The sequence below is a fragment of the Bacillus xiamenensis genome, from assembly GCF_000300535.1.
In the GTDB taxonomy this organism is placed as follows: Bacteria; Bacillota; Bacilli; order Bacillales; family Bacillaceae; genus Bacillus; species Bacillus xiamenensis.
This window is the reverse complement of sequence record NZ_AMSH01000030.1, coordinates 1-18,166: the sequence shown is the minus strand read 5'-3', so window position 1 is coordinate 18,166 and position 18,166 is coordinate 1. Positions and strand designations below refer to the sequence as shown.

The 18,166-nt window shown below is 42.2% G+C and carries 21 protein-coding genes and 1 other annotated feature; of the genes, 13 read left to right on the top strand and 8 right to left on the bottom strand.

Going from position 1 to position 18,166, the window contains the following annotated elements; translation table 11 throughout:
* Positions 1 to 32: 32 nt before the first annotated feature.
* Positions 33 to 860, bottom strand: a complete 828-nt coding sequence (gene proC / locus BA1_RS10880; RefSeq protein WP_008358774.1) for a pyrroline-5-carboxylate reductase — start codon at positions 858 to 860, stop codon at positions 33 to 35.
* 41 nt (positions 861 to 901) lie between these two features.
* Positions 902 to 1,114 (bottom strand) — a binding site (T-box leader).
* Between the two features lie 170 nt (positions 1,115 to 1,284).
* On the opposite strand from proC, the gene BA1_RS10875 reads away from it, so the two are divergent.
* The gene (locus BA1_RS10875; protein WP_008358771.1) at positions 1,285 to 2,235 is read left to right on the top strand and encodes an MBL fold metallo-hydrolase; all 951 of its coding nucleotides are present in this window, start codon (positions 1,285 to 1,287) and stop codon (positions 2,233 to 2,235) included.
* A gap of 12 nt (positions 2,236 to 2,247) precedes the next feature.
* Positions 2,248 to 3,024 (top strand): SDR family NAD(P)-dependent oxidoreductase, encoded by a 777-nt coding sequence (locus BA1_RS10870; RefSeq protein WP_008358769.1) that lies wholly within the window; start codon positions 2,248 to 2,250, stop codon positions 3,022 to 3,024.
* Positions 3,025 to 3,076: 52 nt separating this feature from the next.
* Here BA1_RS10870 and BA1_RS10865 read toward each other — a convergent pair whose 3' ends face one another.
* Complete coding sequence (locus BA1_RS10865; protein WP_008358768.1) at positions 3,077 to 4,405, bottom strand: CoA-disulfide reductase; 1,329 nt, start codon at positions 4,403 to 4,405, stop codon at positions 3,077 to 3,079.
* Between the two features lie 187 nt (positions 4,406 to 4,592).
* Between BA1_RS10865 and coaA the strand changes: the two genes are divergently transcribed.
* Positions 4,593 to 5,552, top strand: coding sequence for a type I pantothenate kinase (coaA, locus tag BA1_RS10860; protein ID WP_008358766.1), 960 nt, complete (start codon positions 4,593 to 4,595; stop codon positions 5,550 to 5,552).
* Between the two features lie 32 nt (positions 5,553 to 5,584).
* On the opposite strand, the gene BA1_RS10855 is transcribed toward coaA, so the two are convergent.
* From BA1_RS10855 to BA1_RS10840, 4 genes are all read right to left on the bottom strand, one after another.
* Entirely contained in the window at positions 5,585 to 6,820 is a 1,236-nt protein-coding gene (locus BA1_RS10855; protein ID WP_008358765.1) for an MDR family MFS transporter, read from the bottom strand.
* A 235-nt stretch (positions 6,821 to 7,055) separates the two neighbouring features.
* On the bottom strand, positions 7,056 to 7,400 hold the full coding sequence (locus tag BA1_RS10850) for a YolD-like family protein (protein ID WP_008358763.1): 345 nt from the start codon (positions 7,398 to 7,400) through the stop codon (positions 7,056 to 7,058).
* A 15-nt stretch (positions 7,401 to 7,415) separates the two neighbouring features.
* Positions 7,416 to 8,648 (bottom strand): DNA polymerase IV, encoded by a 1,233-nt coding sequence (locus tag BA1_RS10845; protein WP_008358761.1) that lies wholly within the window; start codon positions 8,646 to 8,648, stop codon positions 7,416 to 7,418.
* A 141-nt stretch (positions 8,649 to 8,789) separates the two neighbouring features.
* A complete protein-coding gene (locus BA1_RS10840) occupies positions 8,790 to 9,239 on the bottom strand; it encodes a YfmQ family protein (protein WP_008358759.1) in 450 nt (149 codons plus the stop codon).
* Between the two features lie 213 nt (positions 9,240 to 9,452).
* Between BA1_RS10840 and BA1_RS10835 the strand changes: the two genes are divergently transcribed.
* The 6 genes from BA1_RS10835 to BA1_RS10815 all read left to right on the top strand — a co-directional run bounded on the left by BA1_RS10835 (position 9,453) and on the right by BA1_RS10815 (position 13,305).
* Positions 9,453 to 10,007: a GNAT family N-acetyltransferase gene (locus BA1_RS10835; RefSeq protein WP_082194745.1), complete on the top strand. Its 555-nt coding sequence runs from the start codon at positions 9,453 to 9,455 to the stop codon at positions 10,005 to 10,007.
* On the top strand, positions 10,004 to 10,150 hold the full coding sequence (locus BA1_RS19480) for a hypothetical protein (protein ID WP_008358755.1): 147 nt from the start codon (positions 10,004 to 10,006) through the stop codon (positions 10,148 to 10,150). The genes BA1_RS10835 and BA1_RS19480 overlap by 4 nt, the downstream gene beginning before the upstream one ends.
* The gene (locus BA1_RS10830; protein ID WP_008358753.1) at positions 10,137 to 10,979 is read left to right on the top strand and encodes a GNAT family N-acetyltransferase; all 843 of its coding nucleotides are present in this window, start codon (positions 10,137 to 10,139) and stop codon (positions 10,977 to 10,979) included. The genes BA1_RS19480 and BA1_RS10830 overlap by 14 nt, the downstream gene beginning before the upstream one ends.
* 111 nt (positions 10,980 to 11,090) lie before the next feature.
* Positions 11,091 to 11,417 carry an iron-sulfur cluster biosynthesis family protein gene (locus BA1_RS10825; RefSeq protein ID WP_008358751.1) on the top strand — a complete coding sequence of 109 codons (327 nt, stop codon included), beginning with the start codon at positions 11,091 to 11,093 and terminating at the stop codon, positions 11,415 to 11,417.
* 12 nt (positions 11,418 to 11,429) lie between these two features.
* The gene (locus BA1_RS10820; RefSeq protein ID WP_008358750.1) at positions 11,430 to 11,669 is read left to right on the top strand and encodes a YqkC family protein; all 240 of its coding nucleotides are present in this window, start codon (positions 11,430 to 11,432) and stop codon (positions 11,667 to 11,669) included.
* 373 nt (positions 11,670 to 12,042) lie between these two features.
* Positions 12,043 to 13,305 carry a response regulator aspartate phosphatase gene (locus tag BA1_RS10815; RefSeq protein ID WP_008358747.1) on the top strand — a complete coding sequence of 421 codons (1,263 nt, stop codon included), beginning with the start codon at positions 12,043 to 12,045 and terminating at the stop codon, positions 13,303 to 13,305.
* A gap of 25 nt (positions 13,306 to 13,330) precedes the next feature.
* On the opposite strand, the gene BA1_RS10810 is transcribed toward BA1_RS10815, so the two are convergent.
* On the bottom strand, positions 13,331 to 14,299 hold the full coding sequence (locus BA1_RS10810; RefSeq protein ID WP_051009116.1) for an alpha/beta hydrolase: 969 nt from the start codon (positions 14,297 to 14,299) through the stop codon (positions 13,331 to 13,333).
* A 144-nt stretch (positions 14,300 to 14,443) separates the two neighbouring features.
* Between BA1_RS10810 and BA1_RS10805 the strand changes: the two genes are divergently transcribed.
* Positions 14,444 to 14,614, top strand: a complete 171-nt coding sequence (locus tag BA1_RS10805) for a YqkE family protein (protein WP_237739213.1) — start codon at positions 14,444 to 14,446, stop codon at positions 14,612 to 14,614.
* Between the two features lie 84 nt (positions 14,615 to 14,698).
* Here BA1_RS10805 and BA1_RS10800 read toward each other — a convergent pair whose 3' ends face one another.
* Positions 14,699 to 15,628, bottom strand: a complete 930-nt coding sequence (locus tag BA1_RS10800; protein ID WP_008358741.1) for an aldo/keto reductase — start codon at positions 15,626 to 15,628, stop codon at positions 14,699 to 14,701.
* Positions 15,629 to 15,795: 167 nt separating this feature from the next.
* Here BA1_RS10800 and BA1_RS10795 point away from each other — a divergent pair, with 167 nt between their 5' ends.
* Genes BA1_RS10795 through BA1_RS10785 form a run of 3 tightly spaced genes read left to right on the top strand, consistent with a single transcriptional unit; the run spans position 15,796 to position 17,970 of the window.
* Positions 15,796 to 16,353, top strand: a complete 558-nt coding sequence (locus tag BA1_RS10795; RefSeq protein ID WP_008358739.1) for an NUDIX hydrolase — start codon at positions 15,796 to 15,798, stop codon at positions 16,351 to 16,353.
* Complete coding sequence (locus tag BA1_RS10790) at positions 16,350 to 17,531, top strand: TIGR00375 family protein (protein WP_008358737.1); 1,182 nt, start codon at positions 16,350 to 16,352, stop codon at positions 17,529 to 17,531. Before BA1_RS10795 ends, BA1_RS10790 begins: the two co-directional genes overlap by 4 nt.
* On the top strand, positions 17,518 to 17,970 hold the full coding sequence (locus tag BA1_RS10785; RefSeq protein WP_008358734.1) for a GNAT family N-acetyltransferase: 453 nt from the start codon (positions 17,518 to 17,520) through the stop codon (positions 17,968 to 17,970). The genes BA1_RS10790 and BA1_RS10785 overlap by 14 nt, the downstream gene beginning before the upstream one ends.
* Positions 17,971 to 18,166: the final 196 nt, after the last annotated feature.

Sequence of the window (18,166 nt, the reverse complement as noted above, 5' to 3'; positions counted from 1 at the left end):
ACTGACCCCATCAAAACAGGTGCTTTTCTATATTATTTATACGTACTTGCTGAAAACATGTCGTTTAATTCTGCTGCACGTTTTGTCGCTGTTTTCACACAATCGACAATCGCTTCTTCAAATTGATAGGAAGCAAGTGTGTTCAGTCCAGCCTCTGTCGTTCCGCCTTCACTGGTAATTTCTTTGCGCAGTTCAGCAGGTTCCTTTCCGCTATCTTGCAGCATATTAGCAGCCCCTGCAATCATTTGACAAATGAGCAATTTCGCTGTCTCTTGGTCCATCCCAAGCTCCGATGCACCTCGCTCCATTCCTTCAATCAAATGATAAATAAAGGCAGGACCGCTGCCCGCAATAGCTGTGACCGCATTCAGCTGTGATTCATCTAAGACCGTCACATGACCGATCGTTTCAAACAGCTCAACCGCCTTTTTCTTTTGTGCCTCTGTGACTTCATCACTTACGGCAATGCCGGTTGCAGATTGCTGAATCGCCGCTGAAGTATTTGGCATAGCGCGAACCACCGCCGTTTTCCCGCCGGCATAATGTTGAATGGTTTCAATAGAAATACCCGCCAAAATAGAAACGATCAGCTGTCCATTCAAATGAGGACGTACATCAGCAATCCCGCTTTCCGCATCTTTTGGTTTTAAAGCAAACACCAAAATATCAGCTTCATCATAAATAAAGGAACGGGAGAAGTCTGTTTTGACTCCATAACGTGTCTTTAATTCATCTAATCGTTTTTTGTTTGATTTATTTGTGACAATGATATCTTCATTTGACATCATGCCGCTTTTTAATAACCCTTTGATCATAGACTCGGCCATCGAGCCTGCACCGATAAATCCAATTTTACTCATCAGCTGCTCCTCCTTGTAGAAAATAAAAAAACCTCTCGTCTACAAAGGACGAAAGGTTTTTTCGCGGTACCACCCTCAATTAGCATGCAATCATGCATACTCAGCTCTAGTCCCTTAACGCGGGAAACGTTTAGGTTTGCCTAACAGCTCAAAGGGCAGGTTCAGCAAATAAGAGGATGGTGAAGTCTTACAGCCGGCGGACTTCACTCTCTTGCATCATTATTTTGCTTACTAATCCTTGTCATCGCGCATCATATATTTGTTGTTCATTATGCAACGATGGACAAGTTTGTGTCAATAGGGGAGATAGAAAAAAATTGACTATCCAAACCGCATGACAGTCTGCCCTTTGCAAGATACAATGAATAAAGAAGCGTAAATGGTGATGATCCATGAGTCAAAAAGCAGGAGATGACGTATAAAAGTGAAAGAAGAAATCATTCAATTATCCATTCCTACACCGTTTGCTGTGGGGGATGTCCATGCATATGTATTAAAAGGTGACGCGGTGACCTTAGTGGATTGCGGGCCAATGACACAAGAAGCGCAGCATGCCTTTGTTACGCAATTAAAGGAACATCATTTATCAATAGACGATATTGATCAAGTGGTTTTGACACATCATCATGCAGATCATGTCGGTCTTTTAGATCTGATGAAACCTCATGTCCGTGTGATCGGACATGAGCTGAATGAGCCCTATATTAGTCAGGATTCAGCGTTTAAACAGCGCCAAATCATTTTTATGGATGATTTTTTTCAGCAGTTAGGTGTGCCGCTTCGTCAAAGTGAGTGTGAAAGAATCGTGAAGCAGTCCTATACATATTCTTGTACTGCGCATGTTCATGACGTCATAAGGGAAGGCGATCGTTTGAAGGGGCATGATCACTTCCTAGTCATGGAGACCCCAGGACATGCACAGTCTCATCTTTCTTTTTTAGATGAATTAACAGGGAACTTCATTGGTGGCGATCTACTGCTCACGACCATTTCTTCAAATCCATTAATGGAGGCGCCGGTGAAAGGAAAAGAACGTCAAAAATCGCTGCTTCAATATAAAGCATCGCTCAAGCGGTTATTGCAGTTGCCAATCAAGACAATTTATCCAGGTCATGGTCAGCTGATCACATCTCATCATGAATTGATCGAAGAAAGATTTAAGAAACAAGAGAAACGGGCAAATACGATGTATCAGCTGCTCAAACGAAAAGAAATGACGGCCTTTCATCTTTGCCGCAAGCTATTTCCAGTGTTGTATGAAGAAGCCCTATTTTTAACGATGTCCGAGACAGTAGGTCAGCTCGATGTGCTCTTAGCGGCTGGACAAATTGAAGAAGTGCAAAAAGACGGAACCCTCTATTACCGGGCGAACTAAGGAGTGAAACGTATGGGAAGATTAACAGGAAAGAGAATATGGATTACAGGTGCATCTGGCGGTATTGGTGAAAAGATGGCGTATTTGGCAGCCGCCCAAGGAGCAGAAATCATGATTTCCGCACGACGACTTGAAAAGCTCACGGATGTGAAAGAAAAGATTATGAGCGCTGGCGGGGTGTGTCACATCGTAGAGCTTGATGTCAGTCAGTTTGAGGACATTGATCGAGCCTATCAAGAAGTGGGTGCTGTTGATATTTTGGTCAACAATGCCGGCTTTGGGGTATTTGATCTTGTAGAGGACGCATCCATTGAGGAAATGGTGTCAATGTTTGAGGTCAATGTATTTGGTTTAATTGCCTGCACGAAAAAGGTCATTCCAGAGATGAAACAAAGGGGACAGGGACATATTATCAATATCGCGTCTCAGGCAGGGAAAATTGCCACCCCTAAATCAGCGATCTATTCGGCATCTAAGCATGCTGTTCTCGGATTTTCAAACAGCCTTAGAATGGAGCTCGCAGACTGCGGGATTCACGTTACGACGGTGAACCCAGGGCCGATTGCCACAGACTTCTTTACCATTGCAGATCGCAGCGGTGAATATGTGAAAAACGTGGATTTTATGATGCTTAGTGCTGACAAGGTGGCAGGAAAGGTCGTGTCAGCCATGATGACGAAAAAAAGAGAGATTAATTTACCAGGCTGGATGAATGCTGGCAGTAAGCTGTATCAATTATTCCCATTTTTATTTGAAAAAGCAGCACGTAAAGCGATGATGAAAAAATAACAAAAAAAGAAACCGGTCACAGCTGGTTTCTTTTTTGATTTTTAAGTGGTTTTTATGTTCGTCTTGCCGCTTGCTGAAGCGGGTCCCATACACTGTTAAAAGGCGGTGCATAGCTAATATCTAAATCTTCAAGATCTGTCACCGTCAGCCCCTGGTAAAGAGCAGCTGCCATGACATCAATGCGTTTATCTACACCGTCTTGACCAATAATTTGGGCGCCGAGCAAGGTATGGTCATCGCTTCTATAAATCAATTTCACTTTCATTTTCTGCGCATGTGGGTAATAGCCAGCGTGATCTGTACTGTCGATGGTCATCGTAGAGAAAGGAATATTCGCTTCCTTTGCTTCTTTTTCTGATAGGCCCGTTCGTCCTGCTGTCATGTCCATGATTTTCATCACCGCTGTTCCAGTTACGCCTTGAAACGCCCGGCTGGTTCCAGTCATATGAAAGCCTGCGATTCTTCCTTGTTTGTTCGCTGTCGTGCCAAGCGGAAGATAATCCAGTTCTTTCTTCAAACGATGATAGGTCGCTGCGCAGTCACCGGCTGCATAAATGTCTTTTACATTGGTCTGCATGTATTCATTCACAACAACTGCACCATTTTGTAGACGATTAATTCCTGTGCTGTCTAAAAAGGATGTTTGCGGAGTGACACCAACGGCGATGATGACCATGTCTGTTTCAATGGTCTGTTTGTCTGTTTGAACAGCTGTTACATATGTCTTGCCCTTTAATTTTTGCACTGTTTCACCAAGTACCACGTGAATGCCTTGATTGTCCGCTTCTTCTTTCAGATATTTTGCCATATCGGGATCAAAGCCTGGACCAAGTGTTTTACCCCGCTGAATGATATGAACGTCTTTTCCCAGCGCTTTTAAATTTTCAGCCATTTCTAAACCGATATATCCTCCACCAATGATCGTGATATGTGTGACGTCTTTTTTTAGATTGTTTAAAATAGACAAGGCATGCGGGATTGTTTTTAATACGTGAACACCTTCTAATGAATGGGTGTTTAGATCAAGTGTGACGGGGCTTGCTCCCGTTGCGATCAAGAGCCGGTCATAGCTTTCTGTAAATGGCTCTTTTGTTTTTGTGTGAAGACCTGACACCGTTTTTTTCTTCGGGTCAATCGAGGTCACTTCGTGTAAGCCTCTAGCATCAATTCCATATTTGTCACGAAAGGTTTCGGCGCTGCGTGCGATGAGTTTCCTGTGATGATCAATGAGACCGCCGATCAAGTAGGGGAGTCCGCACTGTCCATATGAGAAAATCTCTCCTTTTTCAAAAGCTACAATTTGTGCGTCTGGATCCTCTCTATATATTTGCATAGCGCAGCTCATTCCTGCTGCATCTCCGCCAATCATCACATATTTCATTTGGTGTGCTCCCTTCTATCTATCAAACTGCATACTCTTATTTACCCTCATTTTCCTTTATTTAATGCTTTTTTTCGCAAAAGAAGCAAACTTTCGTTGAAAAATAAAGACAGCGCCTTCATTTTAAGCTACAATCGGATTATCGTCTTTTTGGTTATGAGTTTAGTTTAGATTGGTGGGAAAGACTTTGGGTGACGAACGACTAGATTTTAATACATTATATACACGCCATACGAGAGAGGCATGGGCCGCTCTTGGAGAATATATGCCTGTATCTGTTTCAGAAGAAGAAGTGAGAGCGCTTCAAGGATTAAACGACTACTTATCGCTTGAAGAAGTTCGAGATATTTACATACCACTTATTCGTTTTTTGACATTACATGTCTTTGCAGAAAAACAAAAAAATCAGCATGTGAATGCTTTTTTAAACTACCCGCACCATGCCAAAATTCCCTTTTTAATTGGGATTGCTGGAAGTGTGGCTGTTGGGAAAAGCACGACTGCACGTATCATTGAAACACTTTTATCAAGGCTTGGGGATGGGATGAAGGTGAGTCTCGTAACAACGGATGGCTTTTTGTATCCTCAAAAAGAGTTAAAGGATCGAGGACTGATGGAAAAGAAAGGATTCCCAGAAAGCTATGATGTCAAAGCGCTTCTTTCGTTTTTAAATGAACTGAAATCAGGTAAACAAACTGTGCATGCACCTGTGTATTCACATCTTACCTATGACCGGCTGGAAGGGGTTTACGAAACAGTGGAGGATGCAGATATTGTCATCATTGAAGGAATCAATGTGCTGCAATCCCCAGCGCTGGATGATCTGAAGGATGAACCACGCGTGTTTGTATCCGATTTCTTTGATTTTTCGATTTATGTGGACGCCGCTGAAACACAAATTCAATCTTGGTATAAAGAGCGGTTTCGCTTGTTGCGGGAAACAGCCTTCCAAGACCCTGAATCCTTCTTTCATCAATACAAGGATTTGACGGATGAAGAAGCGGATCAGATGGCAAGTACGATTTGGAATACAGTGAACCGGCCGAACTTATATGAAAATATTTTGCCGACAAAGTATCGGGCTGACCTCATATTAAAAAAAGGCGACCAGCATAAGGTGGAGGAGATTGCTATCCGCCGGGTATAAAGATCAACCGCTCACACAAGAGAGCGGTTTTTTTAATGACCTCCGCTTACTTTCACAGCCACGGCAGCGGCCGTTCGTTTTTTTAGGCGGTAGTATCCGATGAGTAAGAACGGGACGCCTGCAACGGTGACAATCGCCAAGACTGAAAAAATGGAAAGGGGATGGGCTGCGCCAAATAAGTCAATACACAATCCTCCGGCAAACGGTCCGACGACGCTGCCGAGCTGAGAAAACCCCATTGCGCCGAAGTACGATCCTTTCACTTCAGGTTTGGCAATATTGTCCACAAAAAGATCCATCATCGCAAATAGCAGAACTTCACCAATCGTAAACACGACAATGATAAGAGCAAGCGCACCAAGACTTTGTGAAAAAGCAATGGCAAACAAACTGCCTGCTAGAAGAATATTCCCAGTAGTCAACGACAAAATGGTCGAGTAGCGCTTGGCGATCATAATCAGCGGGTACTGAACGACAATGACAACAACTGCGTTTAAGGATAAAAGATACCCAAATAGCTTAGGGCCATCCTCAATCATAGGGGATGCCGATAAATATTGAGGCAGTGTTGAGCTTAGATGTGAATATCCGAACGAACATAAAGTCACACCGATGAGGATGATGCTAAAGACCGTATCTTTCTGGATAATAGAAAGGGCTTTTTTGACACTGATTTGTTTGGTGTTTTCTGGAGCAGCAACGGGATGCTTTTGAAATTGCCATGCCAGCGTGAATCCGTATAAAAAGTAAATGAAGGCAGCAACGAGAAATGGAAATGTTGTTTTTGATGACCCGAGATATAAACCAAGCAGCGGGCCGAAGATGACACCAATGTTAATGGCCGTATACCGTAAATTAAAGACAAACAACCGAATGCTTGCGGGGGTCACATCTGATAAGAGCGCCTTAGATGTTGGCTCAAACAGCGCCCGGCACAGTCCATTTAAAGCATTCATAAAAAAGAAGACCCAAATGGCATCTGCAAACGCGAAGCCAACAAAGACAAGTGTCCAACCAAAGATGGATAAAAGCATCACCTTTTTTCTGCCGATTCGGTCAGAAATATAGCCGCCATAAAAGCTCGCAACGATCCCAATAAGAGAGCTGACGGCAATGATTAACCCAGCTGAAGAGGCTGAGGCGCCTTTGACTTGTGTCAAATAAACGGCCAAAAAAGGAATGCTCATGGACGTCGCCATTCGGCCAAATATCGTGCCGATGATGATCGTCCAACTAAGTGGATGTAAAGTGCGTAAATTATTTTTCATGCTGCGTCTCCCCTGCGTTTGTAAGATGTTCCAATCATACATGAAAAATTGTGCAAATTAAATACACAATTTGATGGAGGAGACATCCGTCATATGGCAGAGAAGCTCGAATCCCCCAGTGAATGGGAGAGGATATGTCGTGCTGCTGGTGCATAAAAACCTTGATGAGCAAGGGCTTTGTAGGAAAGGGAAGCGGACAATGCTCCACTGATTCGTCTGCTCATTTTACGAGAAATCAATCGAGATCAATGGCGATAATTTGCTCTAAGGAAAGGCTTAGCACATCTTCGTCATTCACTATTTTCATGCGCCGCGTTTCATAATGAATGGCTTTGACCCAGCCCCAAAACTGAGCTTTCATGCCTGATGCGACATACGTCACGCAAATCGCTTGATCCTCTGTAATAGACTGTGTGATCAAAAAATTCATTTCCTCTAGCTGATCGGAGCTGAGCGGAAGAGGCGTGTATTCCTTTTTCTTTCGTTTTTGAGCAAGAAGCTGCTCCCGGTGCTCTGGCAGCATCATTCGGCTTGATTCCCACATGATGTTGTATCCAGGTGTTAATTTATTGGGATTCATGGTTGTTCGCCTCCGTTATTTGTAATGCCCGCCAATTTTTTCGGCGCGGTGATATGCCTGGCCAGCACTTGTCAGTGACGAAGCATGCAGTAGTGCCGCAGGTCCATACTTCAAATGGATCGCATCAAATATTTTGCTGAGTCGATCTTTCTTCAAATGGTGATCAAATAAAGTCAGCTGATAGTGGCTGTCAGGCCGCAGCTGTGAGAGGGTGATACCTACACTGCGAATGGGCTGACCATCCCAGTGCTGCTGGCATAGCTGAATCGCAGCCTCTGCAATATCTGTGCCGTACTGTGTAGGTGAATGAAGCTTGATTTGTCGATGAAATCCTGTTGGATGTGAAAAATCAGCTCCTCTTACACCAACAGACACCGTTTGACCAAGGTAATGCTTAAAACGTGCCCGTCTAGCCACTTCCTCACTCAATTCAAGAAGAGCGACTTTGATGTCCTCAAAAGACGCGTAATCATGGGGAAGGGTCATATGATGTCCAACGGCTTTTTGCTGATCATGTGTGTGAATAGTGACTGGTGAGGGATCGTGTCCTAAAGCTGTTCGCTGCAGGAGCTCCCCATTGATTCCCCAGCGTTTTTTTAACCGGTCCAACGGATAAGCAGCAAGTGTCCCAATGGTACTAATGCCCATTCGTTTTAAATGATGTTCCATTCGTTTGCCAACGCCAAATAATTTCCCAATCGGGAGCGGCCATAAATCAGCATCCATCCGATCTGCACGCAGCTCATAGATGCCAGATGTGTTTTTTTTAGCAAAATGGTCACAGGCCATTTTAGCGAGCACTTTATTAGGTCCGATACCAACACGTGCGTAAATGCCAGTCTGATTCATAATGGTTGTTTGTATATGTTGAGCGATCTCGCGCGGAGAGCCGAAGAGTGTAAGACTTCCTGTGATATCAAGGAACTGTTCATCAATTGAATAAGGCTCGACAAGGTCTGTGTATTGTTCAAGCAGTTCTGTAATCATGACAGAGACATCAAGATAGCGTTGCATACGTGGACGTACGACCACAGCTTCAGGACATTTCTCCTGCGCTTCCCACAATCTCGATGCATTTTGTACGCCACGTTTCTTAGCGAGAGGGCAGGCGGCAAGGACGACTCCGCTTCTTCGCTCTGGATCTCCAGAGACAATGAGCGGCACATTCTCTAAATGAGGCGCCTCCACCTTTTCTACTGATGCATAAAATGACTGCATATCCACAAGCAGAATCGCTCGTTCATTCATTGTACTTCACCTCTTAGAACATATGTTCTATATCTATTGTAAACAACATGAGGTGAAATTCATACTGGTAAATCATTCAAAAGCTGTCCATACAAAAAAGACGAAGTGATTAACACTTCGTCTCGTCTGCTGCAACGATTGTTAAGCATGTGCCAGGCTGTGGAAAGTTTGGAGCGGTTCAGAACGCAAACGGTAAGCCGTAAGCTTTTTCTTTGGCTTATGTGTAAACTGCCGAACCACATCCACATGGTCATCATAATGGAACAGATAAAGGGTGACATCGTGCTTACCAAGCTTTGTTTGCATCGTAAGCGGCGCCGGCCCTTCATTTGGATGAAGAAAACGCTCCTCATCACCAGGATAAATATAGTAGCGTTCAATAAAGATCGCGTCATTAAAATGTTGAATGACTTCAGATGTTCGCTGATCATCAAGCGAACGACCTTGAAAAGTAATATTTGTTTGATCACTTGTTACTTTTGCATGAACCGCATAACGACTCAGCAGGCGTTCGACCACACCAGAAGGCAGCGAGGTGACAAGCAGCTTTAAAAGACTAAACACAACAAGTGAAATAACAACCCAAACCAACATGATCATCTCCAATAAACATTTGTCACATTTCCTATAGGGTTCATCTTAACATAACCAAAGAAAGAAACTTTCGCACAAAAAGTGAACTTTTTGAAATAAGTGTGAAGATTTAAAAGGAGATGGCGGCTGAAAGACGAAGAACCAACAAAGCTAAACTGAAAAAAGGCTGGCACACTGTCTTTACAACCATCTGATCAGACAGGTAGACTATTGAAACAATCTCTTTTTTGTGAAAAAAACGATTCGAATAAGAAAAGACAAAATGAGAAAAGGGGCGAGGCCATCATGATACGCCAAGTGAAGCCGTCGGATTTTTACGCAGTCACATCCGTCATCCAAAGCTGGTGGGGAGGCAGAGATTTGCGTGCAAAATTGCCAAAGCTATTTTTTGAACATTTCCAGCAAACAAGTTTTGTCGTCGTCGAAAAAGGAGAACTGATCGGTTTTTTAGTTGGTTTTTTATCGCAATCTCATCCGGATGAAGCCTATATTCATTTTGTTGGCGTACATCCCGATCACCGTAAATTAAAAATAGGCAAAATCCTCTATCAAGCTTTTTATGAAGCGGCTGAAAAGGAAGGGAGAACAACGATTAAGGCCGTCACAGCTCCTGTTAATAAAGTCTCCATTGCTTACCATACAAAACTCGGTTTTCAGATAGAAAAGGGAGATAAAACAGTAGATGGCATCTCTGTCTTTTCAGATTACGATGGAATTCATGAAGACCGTGTGTTATTTATGAAGAAGCTGGAGGTGAAAAAATGATCATCCAGCTGGATCAAAAAAATAAGGAACAAGCAAAACAGATATTACACATCCAATTGGCCGCATATCAGATGGAGGCAGAGCAAATTGGCTATCAAGATTTACCGCCCTTAAAAGAAACAGTTAAAGATGTATGCAAATGAGATATTCATAGGGTTTGAAAAAGAAGGCTCTTTGTTAGGGATCGCTTCATATGAAATGCATGAGGACCGGGTCGTTCTCAGCCGGTTAGCTGTGCATCCTCATGGTGTCCATCAAGGGATTGGAACAGAGTTGATGCAGGCTATTATCGAGCATCATCTGCCAATCGAGCTCACAACGGCGGAAGCAAATAGACCAGCGATCCGGCTCTATGAAAAACTCGGGTTTAAACAAACGGCCCGTTTGCAAGTAGAAAACAATCTCATGTTAATAAAGATGGAACGTTCAATGCTTCGGAAGGTGGAAGTGGTTGAATATGAAACGAGCTGGCAAGAACAATTTCATCATGAGCTAGACAAACTGAAGAAGGCAGTGGGTGACAACTGGGGAGATGGTCACCATATTGGCAGTACGTCGATTAAAGGAATGGCCGCAAAGCCTATTATTGATATTCTGCTAGAGGTGAAACAGATCAGCAAGTTAGATGAATGCAGTCATCTGTTTAGTGAGCTTGGTTATGAACCGCTAGGAGAAAACGGACTCAAAGGAAGACGTTTTTTTAGAAAAGGCGGCTTACAGCGATCACATCACATTCACGCCTATGAAGCTGGACATGAGGATGTAAAAAGACATTTAGTGTTCCGTGATTATTTAAGAGCAGCACCAGGTCGTGCCAAGGACTATGCAGACAAAAAGCGCCAATTAGCGAAAGCACACCCAGAGGATATGGCAAGCTATATAAACGGAAAAAATGCGATCATTAAAGAAATTGAGCAAGAGGCGTTCAATTGGTCAAAGCAGCTTGAAACAAACAATCAGGCAAGAGAATGACCATTACATAGAACAAGATCATCTAAAGCATTCACTGGCAAGGGCGCGAACATGTTTAATTGATGGCTGATATGTTACAATGTAACAATCAATGAAAAAAGGATGTTCGTCATGTATATTCATATAACGGAACCAGCAGCAGCCTTTCTTACAAAAAGGCAAGCAGAGCATAAAACAAAAGAACTGCTCCTTCGCTATGATTCAGATGGATGCGGCTGTGCAGTAAGCGGTGTACCAATGATTTGGCTGACAAGCGAAAGAACAGGTGAGTGGGAACAGCTCAAGCATAATCAACCATTTCACCTATATATACACACAGCACAAAAGGTGTTTTTTGACGAGGAAATGACGATTGATTTTAATGAAAAAGCCAATACACTTATGTTGAAAAGTCCTCAACAAATACTCAGCCCGAGAATGGGTATACTTGTAAAGTAAGGTGGAAAAGTAGTGGATCAAAAGCTGAAAGTGATACAAAACACGGCACAAAACAAAACGTGGGTGTCGTTTTTAAATAATAATCATCCTTATAGCCTTTTGCACTGGTCAATTGGTGGAATGGATTCAGTGAAAAAGGACGTCTGGCTTCTTCAAGATGAAGTCACATTTAAAACAGAAGAATTTCCAACGCTTGAATTAGCTGTCAATTGGATCAAAGAGAATATGGATCAAGTAACAGATGTCTTATAAAAAGCCTTTTGTTGTTGATATGATCCCCTCTAAGCAGATGGTGTAAAAGCCCAAGAAAATATCTTGGCTCTTACACAATACTTGGAGGGGATTTTTTTCGTGTCATCATCATCTCATCAAACAGCAGAGCTGTCTAACTTGAAAAATGATCTTTTCAAACGATAAAAAGCAGGTTTTAACAACCATTTCGACAAAATGAGAAAAATGGAAATGAATAAATAGAGGCTATAAATGCCGAAAAATAGGCAATGGAAGCGTTTATTGCGGGATACCGAAAACTTTACGAAAAACGACATTTCATATTTCTTCCATTCGTGGAAATATGATAGAATACAACATGTATCGTATATGAGAAGGGAGGTGCTAAGGTGAATTGAAGCTCAAGCTGTCATCGCCTCAGGTTGGAATCAAAATAAACGAATGGTATAGACAGATTTGCGGATTTCATGTCATGAAGGCAGAGAAACTGAAGGCCGAGATCGAGCAGGAAATCCTTGAGATGGAGCAGGATCAAAACTTGCTGCTTTTTTACCAGCTGATGGATTTTCGCCATAAAGTGATGCTTGAATATTTTGAACCGGCAAAGAAAGCTTCGAATGATGAAGAGATTAAGAAGCTTTTAGAAACGATCGAACATTCGCAAACAAAATTAACGGACATGCTTGAATACTATGTTCATTTTTTTACAGGAATGTTTGAATTTGAACAGAGAAACTATTTGAGCGCTATTGCTTATTACCGTTCCGCAGAAAAAAAGCTCAATCTCATATCAGATGATATAGAAAGAGCAGAATTTTATTTTAAATTAGCAGAAATATACTACCACATGAAACAAACCCACTTTTCGATGCACTATGCTTTGCAAGCGTTAGATACGTACGCTGCCTACAGAACGTACACGCTGAGAATCATCCACTGTGAATTTGTCATCGGTGCAAACTATGATGATTTGAAATGCTATGAACATGCATTACCCTACTTTAAAAATGCTCTAAAGCGAGCACGCTCAATTGGAAACCCTCGAGTCATAGGTTCGGCCCTTTTCAACTTAGGTAACTGCTATTACCAAATGAACGATCTTGCCGCAGCAAGTCGTTATCTCAAAGACTCTCTTGAAGTGTTTGAAAAGGAGAATTTAACCCATCTAAATCGCTCTCTAGACCCACTATTTATGCTGACACAAATCCTGTTTAAACAAAAAAGAATAGAAGAGTCGTTAACCCTCTATCAACAAGGTATTATGAAAGCCTGTGAATTAGAAGATGAAATTTACATCTGCAAATTTCAGTTTTTAAAAGCATTATACGTTGATGCAGAAATAAAAATCATAGACGATACATTAGATTTGTTGGAGGACAAGCGCTTATACCCGGATATTGAGGAATTGGCACTTGATGCAGCTCATTATTATAATGAGCTTGGATTATTTGAAGTATCTACCCGGTATTACGAAAGGAAAATTCAAGCTATATCAAAAATTCAAAATGGAGGTCATTTATATGAAAATGAGTTTGATAGTTCTTTTATTGGCAGCAACTGCAGGGTTATCGGTCATGAGTCAGCAGCAATCGGAAGAGAGCCATATGGAGCTGGCGGGCAGACACCATACAACAGTGGTGACTATCGCATAAGTTAGCTAAAAAGAGGAGACGAACCGCTGTTCATTCTCCTCTTTCATTTTCATTGAGTTTAAATGTTTGAAGAAATGTCTGGACCTCTTGTTCATATGCTTCCTTATTTTCACTATAGGACATCGCATGCGCACCATGAGGCGCAATAAATAGCCGTTTATCACCCTTTTTTCGTGCATATAACTGCTGACTTTGCTCACAGGGAATATAGTCGTCATAAAGGCTATGAATAAAAAGAACAGGTTCTTTCACCTTGTCAATCACATCAAGAGGGGACACCTGCCTGATGCGATATCCGTCCCGCCATTTTAACACTAGATCACTTAGTGGAAGAATCCATTGCCCTGAAAGTCGAAAATCCGTTTTTAATCGATACACAAGCTGATCCTGAAAAGAAGCAAAAGGACAATCGGCTATGTAAAAATTGGCGCTTGCTTCCGGTTTTGCAGCATATAGTAAGGTCGTGACTGCGCCCATTGATTCTCCGTGTATACCAATGATGGCACTTTCCCCGAGTCTTTGTCTCAGCCACTTTACCACCTGAGCTAAATCTTCTTTTTCATAAAATCCATAACTAGTCGTTTTTCCGCCGCTCATTCCGTGTCTTCTATGATCATAAAGCATCACATTCCATCCGAGCTTTTGGAATAATTTCATATACTTAACGGAATTGATCAGACTGACTGTGACGCCGTGGCAAAGCACGATGGTGCGGGTTGTATGTGGAATTGGCACAAAATAGCCATGAAGATCATAACCAAATGCTGAAGGAATACAAACTTTCTCTTTTTGAAGCTGTTGAAATTCCTCGTGATGATAATGCCCTTCATCTGATTCTCGTTTGATGAGCTCTTCGTCCGTTAATCTACGAATATACATCATTTTATTAGTGAAAAAAATACCGATTGCAGTGAGTGGAAATAACATCAAAGCAAGTATAACGATCCATTTCTTCTTCAAGCTGATTCTTCCTTTCCGAAGTTCTTCTATGATGATCATACCACATGCTGGGAGATTGGCGTGACTCTTGCTCAGTAAATAAAACGGATGATACACTAAGGCAAAAGGAGAGAAGCAAAGTGAAAAAGACCAAGCAAGACCAAGCAAGACCAAGCAAAACTGAAAGACGGCATAAAGGATGATGTGAAACAGCAGCTCCTTCAAATGAAGCAGAATCTCGCCGTTGAGACAGAAAAAAGAGAAGAACAAAAACGACAAGACCTCCTTCGGCAACAGAAAGAAAAAGAAAAAAATAAAAGCTTCTCAGAGCTGCTAGATGAAAGTCATTTAGACTGGAGAAAGTATAAAAGCTAACTAAAAAAGAGATCACTTGATGTGATCTCTCAGATTGTTGACAAAGGGCTAAAATACTCTTTATTTAAGCCCTTTGTCTTCTTTTTACGTTCGATTGACACGATGCGTCTCATACACAGACTGTTTTGTGAAATACATCAAAGCTTTTACTTCTTGATCGCTTAAAGAACGTGCATTGGCTGCTGCCACATTTTCTTTTAACTGTTTCACCGAGCTTGCGCCAAAAACAACCGAGCTGACAGCAGAATGCTTGAGCAAGTATTGAATGGACAGTTCAGTGAGCGATAGGTCATAAGCGACTTTCTTTAATGAAGGAATGACTTGCTGAAGCTCTTCAAATGAGTATTGAAGATAACCGTTTTTTTGAATCGCTGCACTTGCTTGAGAGAGCGGTTTTTCAGTTAAAAGCCCTTTCGCTAAAGGACCTCTAGCGACGACACTAATGCTTTGTTCTTCAAGAAGAGAAAACCATTCTTCTGGACGGCGGTCGAGTAAACTATATTGCATCATCACACTCACAATGTTCGATTTTTTGGCATATTCTTTAATGACATTTGGACGAATAGACGATATGCCGTAATAGCGAATGACGCCTTCTTCCACTAATTCTTCAAACGCCTCAATGGTTTCATCAATTGGGTCGTCAATTGTGCCCCCGTGCAATTGATATAAATCAATATAATCTGTTTGAAGCCGTTTGAGGCTCTGTTTCACGGCCTCTTTTATGTACGCCTTTGAAGGGTCCCAGTCCCAGCCCGGCTTGCCTTTTTCAAAGCGGTTGCCCACTTTTGTGGCCAAAATCAAATCTTGCCGTCTGTTCTTAATGGCCTCCCCGACAATTTCCTCATTTGTCCCAAAATCATATAAATCGGCTGTATCCAAATAGTTAATCCCAAGATCAATGGCTTCATCTAATAAAGAGAGCGCCTTTTCTTTTTCAGTTCCAAGTGACATACATCCTAGTGCCGCCTCACTAACCAAAAGATCAGAGGTGCCAATTCGTCTTTTTTTCAATTCAATCACACTCCTATCCTTTCACATTAAGTGAAAAAATTCTGGAATTCAAGCCAGGTGATTTCAAAGGGTGCATTGAAGCGGCCCTTGGCTTTTCGCTTCTCCTAAATCATCTATGTTAAAATGAATGAAGTGAAAAGTGAAAGTAGAACGAGGAGCTGACAAAATTGAAGGACTTTGAAGAAAAAACATTATCATCTAAAGAGTTATATAAAGGAAAAATCATTGACTTGGTTCTTGAAGATGTAGAATTGCCTAATGGAAAACAAGGCAAACGAGAAATCATCAAACATCCAGGTGCAGTAGCAGTTATTGCACGTACAGACGAAAATAAAATCATTTTGGTCAAGCAATACCGGAAAGCACTTGAGAGAGCCATTGTTGAAATTCCAGCTGGAAAATTAGAACAAGGTGAAGAGCCGGCACATACAGCACTAAGAGAATTAGAAGAAGAAACCGGGTACACGACTCAGCAGCTGAAAAAGCTGACGGCCTTTTACACATCTCCTGGGTTTGCAGATGAAATTGTTCACATGTATCTGGCAGATGAGCTGGTTCCGCTTGAAGAAAAAAGAGAGCTGGATGAAGATGAATTTGTCGAAGTGATGGAAGTGACATTAGAAGAAGCGCTGCACCTCATCGAAAAACAGCAGATTTATGATGCAAAAACAGCCTATGCCATCCAATACTTACAACTGCAAGAGGTACTTGAGTCTACAAAATGAGGGAGTTCTTTGCAGATATCCATATTCATATTGGCAGAACGAGAACAGGCAGAGCTGTCAAAATTACAGGTGCAAGGTCACTGACCATTGATCAAATTCTAATAGAAGCGTCACAAAGTAAAGGGATGGGGATGATTGGTGTGATTGATGCACAATCTCCTGAAGTCCTAGAAGAATTGATAGAAGGTGTAGAGGAAGGCACGTACAAGGAGTTAAGCGATGGCGGTCTATCATTTGGACAAACCGTTTTGCTTTTAGGCAGTGAACTAGAAATCAATGACGGCCATTCAAAGGGGCCGATTCATGTGCTGGCTTTTATGCCCACATTACACAAAATGTCCGAGTTTTCCGCATGGCTCTCTCTTTACATGAAAAATGTGCATTTGAGCTCACAGCGCCTATATGTTGATGGGAGAACGCTTCAGCATAAGGTAAAGGAGTTTGGCGGATTATTTATTCCTGCGCATATTTTCACGCCGCACAAAAGTTTATACGGCAAAGGGGTAAACACTTCTTTAACAGAAGTATTCGATCCAGAGCTCATTGATGCTGTTGAGCTTGGTCTTAGCTGCGATACGTCAATGGCCTCCCAGCTAAGTGAGCTAAATCGCTATCCTTTTTTAACGAATTCAGATGCTCATTCCTTAGGGAAAATTGCGCGAGAATATACGAAAATTCGAATGGATCATGCTTCTTTTACTGAATTCGAGCTAGCCCTTCAAGGAAAAGATGGCCGAAGCATCACAGGAAATTTTGGGCTCGCTCCGCGGCTTGGAAAGTATTATCATACGACCTGTGAGAAATGCGGGGTAAGACCTGACAGTCAGGATCAAGAAAAGTGCAAAGCATGCGGCCATACCCGAATGACCAAAGGGGTGAGTGAGCGTTTAAAGGAGCTTGCCGACCAAGAAAGTGATCATGGAAAGAGACCTCCTTATGTTCATCAGCTCCCGCTTCAATTTATTCCGGGCGTTGGGGCCAAAACATTAGAAAAGCTGAAAGCCGTTTTTCACACAGAAATGAACATTCTTCATCAAGCAACAGAACAAGAACTAAAAGCTGTCCTGCCAGAAAAAACGGCCAATTACATCATCAAAGCGAGAAAGGGAGAAGTCGGACTGATCGCTGGTGGAGGCGGCGTCTACGGCAAGGTGGATATCAATCATGAGTCAACTTAAATGGACATGTCAAACATTTGAACAATTGTCTAAAGAAGATCTTTACCTTATTTTAATGGAAAGAGTGAATGTGTTTGTCGTAGAACAAGCATGTCCTTATCCTGAAATTGATCATCGTGATCAAGATGCTCTTCATTTCATCGCAAAAGAAAATGGCACCATTGTCGCTTATTGCCGCATTTTCCAAAGCGGGATTATGTATAAGGAGGCGTCTATTGGCCGCGTCCTTGTGACGCAGGCAGGCCGGAAAAAAGGCTATGGGAAGATACTGCTCAGCAAGGCTTTAGAAAAGCTCAGTGAATTAGGAGAAACAAGTATCAAAATTCAAGCACAGGCGTATTTGAAATCGTTTTACGAATCATTTGGTTTCAAAGCGATCTCAGATTGTTATGATGAAGATGGGATTCCGCATCTTGATATGGTGAAAAAAGCAAGATAGACGTGTAGACGTCTATCTCAGATTGTTGACAAAGGGCTAAAATGAACTTTATTTTAGCCCTTTGTCTTCTTTTCAGCGTGACATGAAAACCTTTGCAGTCTAGGAAGGACGAGTACCGGCGCGGAGCGAATTTGACATTCGTGAGCACCGGCACGCAGGACTGACACCGAGTGCGAGGGTTTGTCTACACGCTGAG

Excerpts from the sequence above, each read along its gene's own strand:
- BA1_RS10790 (WP_008358737.1), top strand. The coding sequence starts at position 16,350 with ATGAGGGAGTTCTTTGCAGATATCCATATTCATATTGGCAGAACGAGA.
- BA1_RS10785 (WP_008358734.1), top strand. The coding sequence starts at position 17,518 with ATGAGTCAACTTAAATGGACATGTCAAACATTTGAACAATTGTCTAAA.
- BA1_RS10850 (WP_008358763.1), bottom strand. The coding sequence starts at position 7,400 with ATGAATCCCAATAAATTAACACCTGGATACAACATCATGTGGGAATCA.
- BA1_RS10865 (WP_008358768.1), bottom strand. The coding sequence starts at position 4,405 with ATGAAATATGTGATGATTGGCGGAGATGCAGCAGGAATGAGCTGCGCT.
- proC (WP_008358774.1), bottom strand. The coding sequence starts at position 860 with ATGAGTAAAATTGGATTTATCGGTGCAGGCTCGATGGCCGAGTCTATG.
- BA1_RS19480 (WP_008358755.1), top strand. The coding sequence starts at position 10,004 with ATGATCATCCAGCTGGATCAAAAAAATAAGGAACAAGCAAAACAGATA.
- BA1_RS10825 (WP_008358751.1), top strand. The coding sequence starts at position 11,091 with ATGTATATTCATATAACGGAACCAGCAGCAGCCTTTCTTACAAAAAGG.
- BA1_RS10845 (WP_008358761.1), bottom strand. The coding sequence starts at position 8,648 with ATGAATGAACGAGCGATTCTGCTTGTGGATATGCAGTCATTTTATGCA.
- BA1_RS10855 (WP_008358765.1), bottom strand. The coding sequence starts at position 6,820 with ATGAAAAATAATTTACGCACTTTACATCCACTTAGTTGGACGATCATC.
- BA1_RS10810 (WP_051009116.1), bottom strand. The coding sequence starts at position 14,299 with ATGATCATCATAGAAGAACTTCGGAAAGGAAGAATCAGCTTGAAGAAG.
- BA1_RS10870 (WP_008358769.1), top strand. The coding sequence starts at position 2,248 with ATGGGAAGATTAACAGGAAAGAGAATATGGATTACAGGTGCATCTGGC.
- BA1_RS10830 (WP_008358753.1), top strand. The coding sequence starts at position 10,137 with ATGTATGCAAATGAGATATTCATAGGGTTTGAAAAAGAAGGCTCTTTG.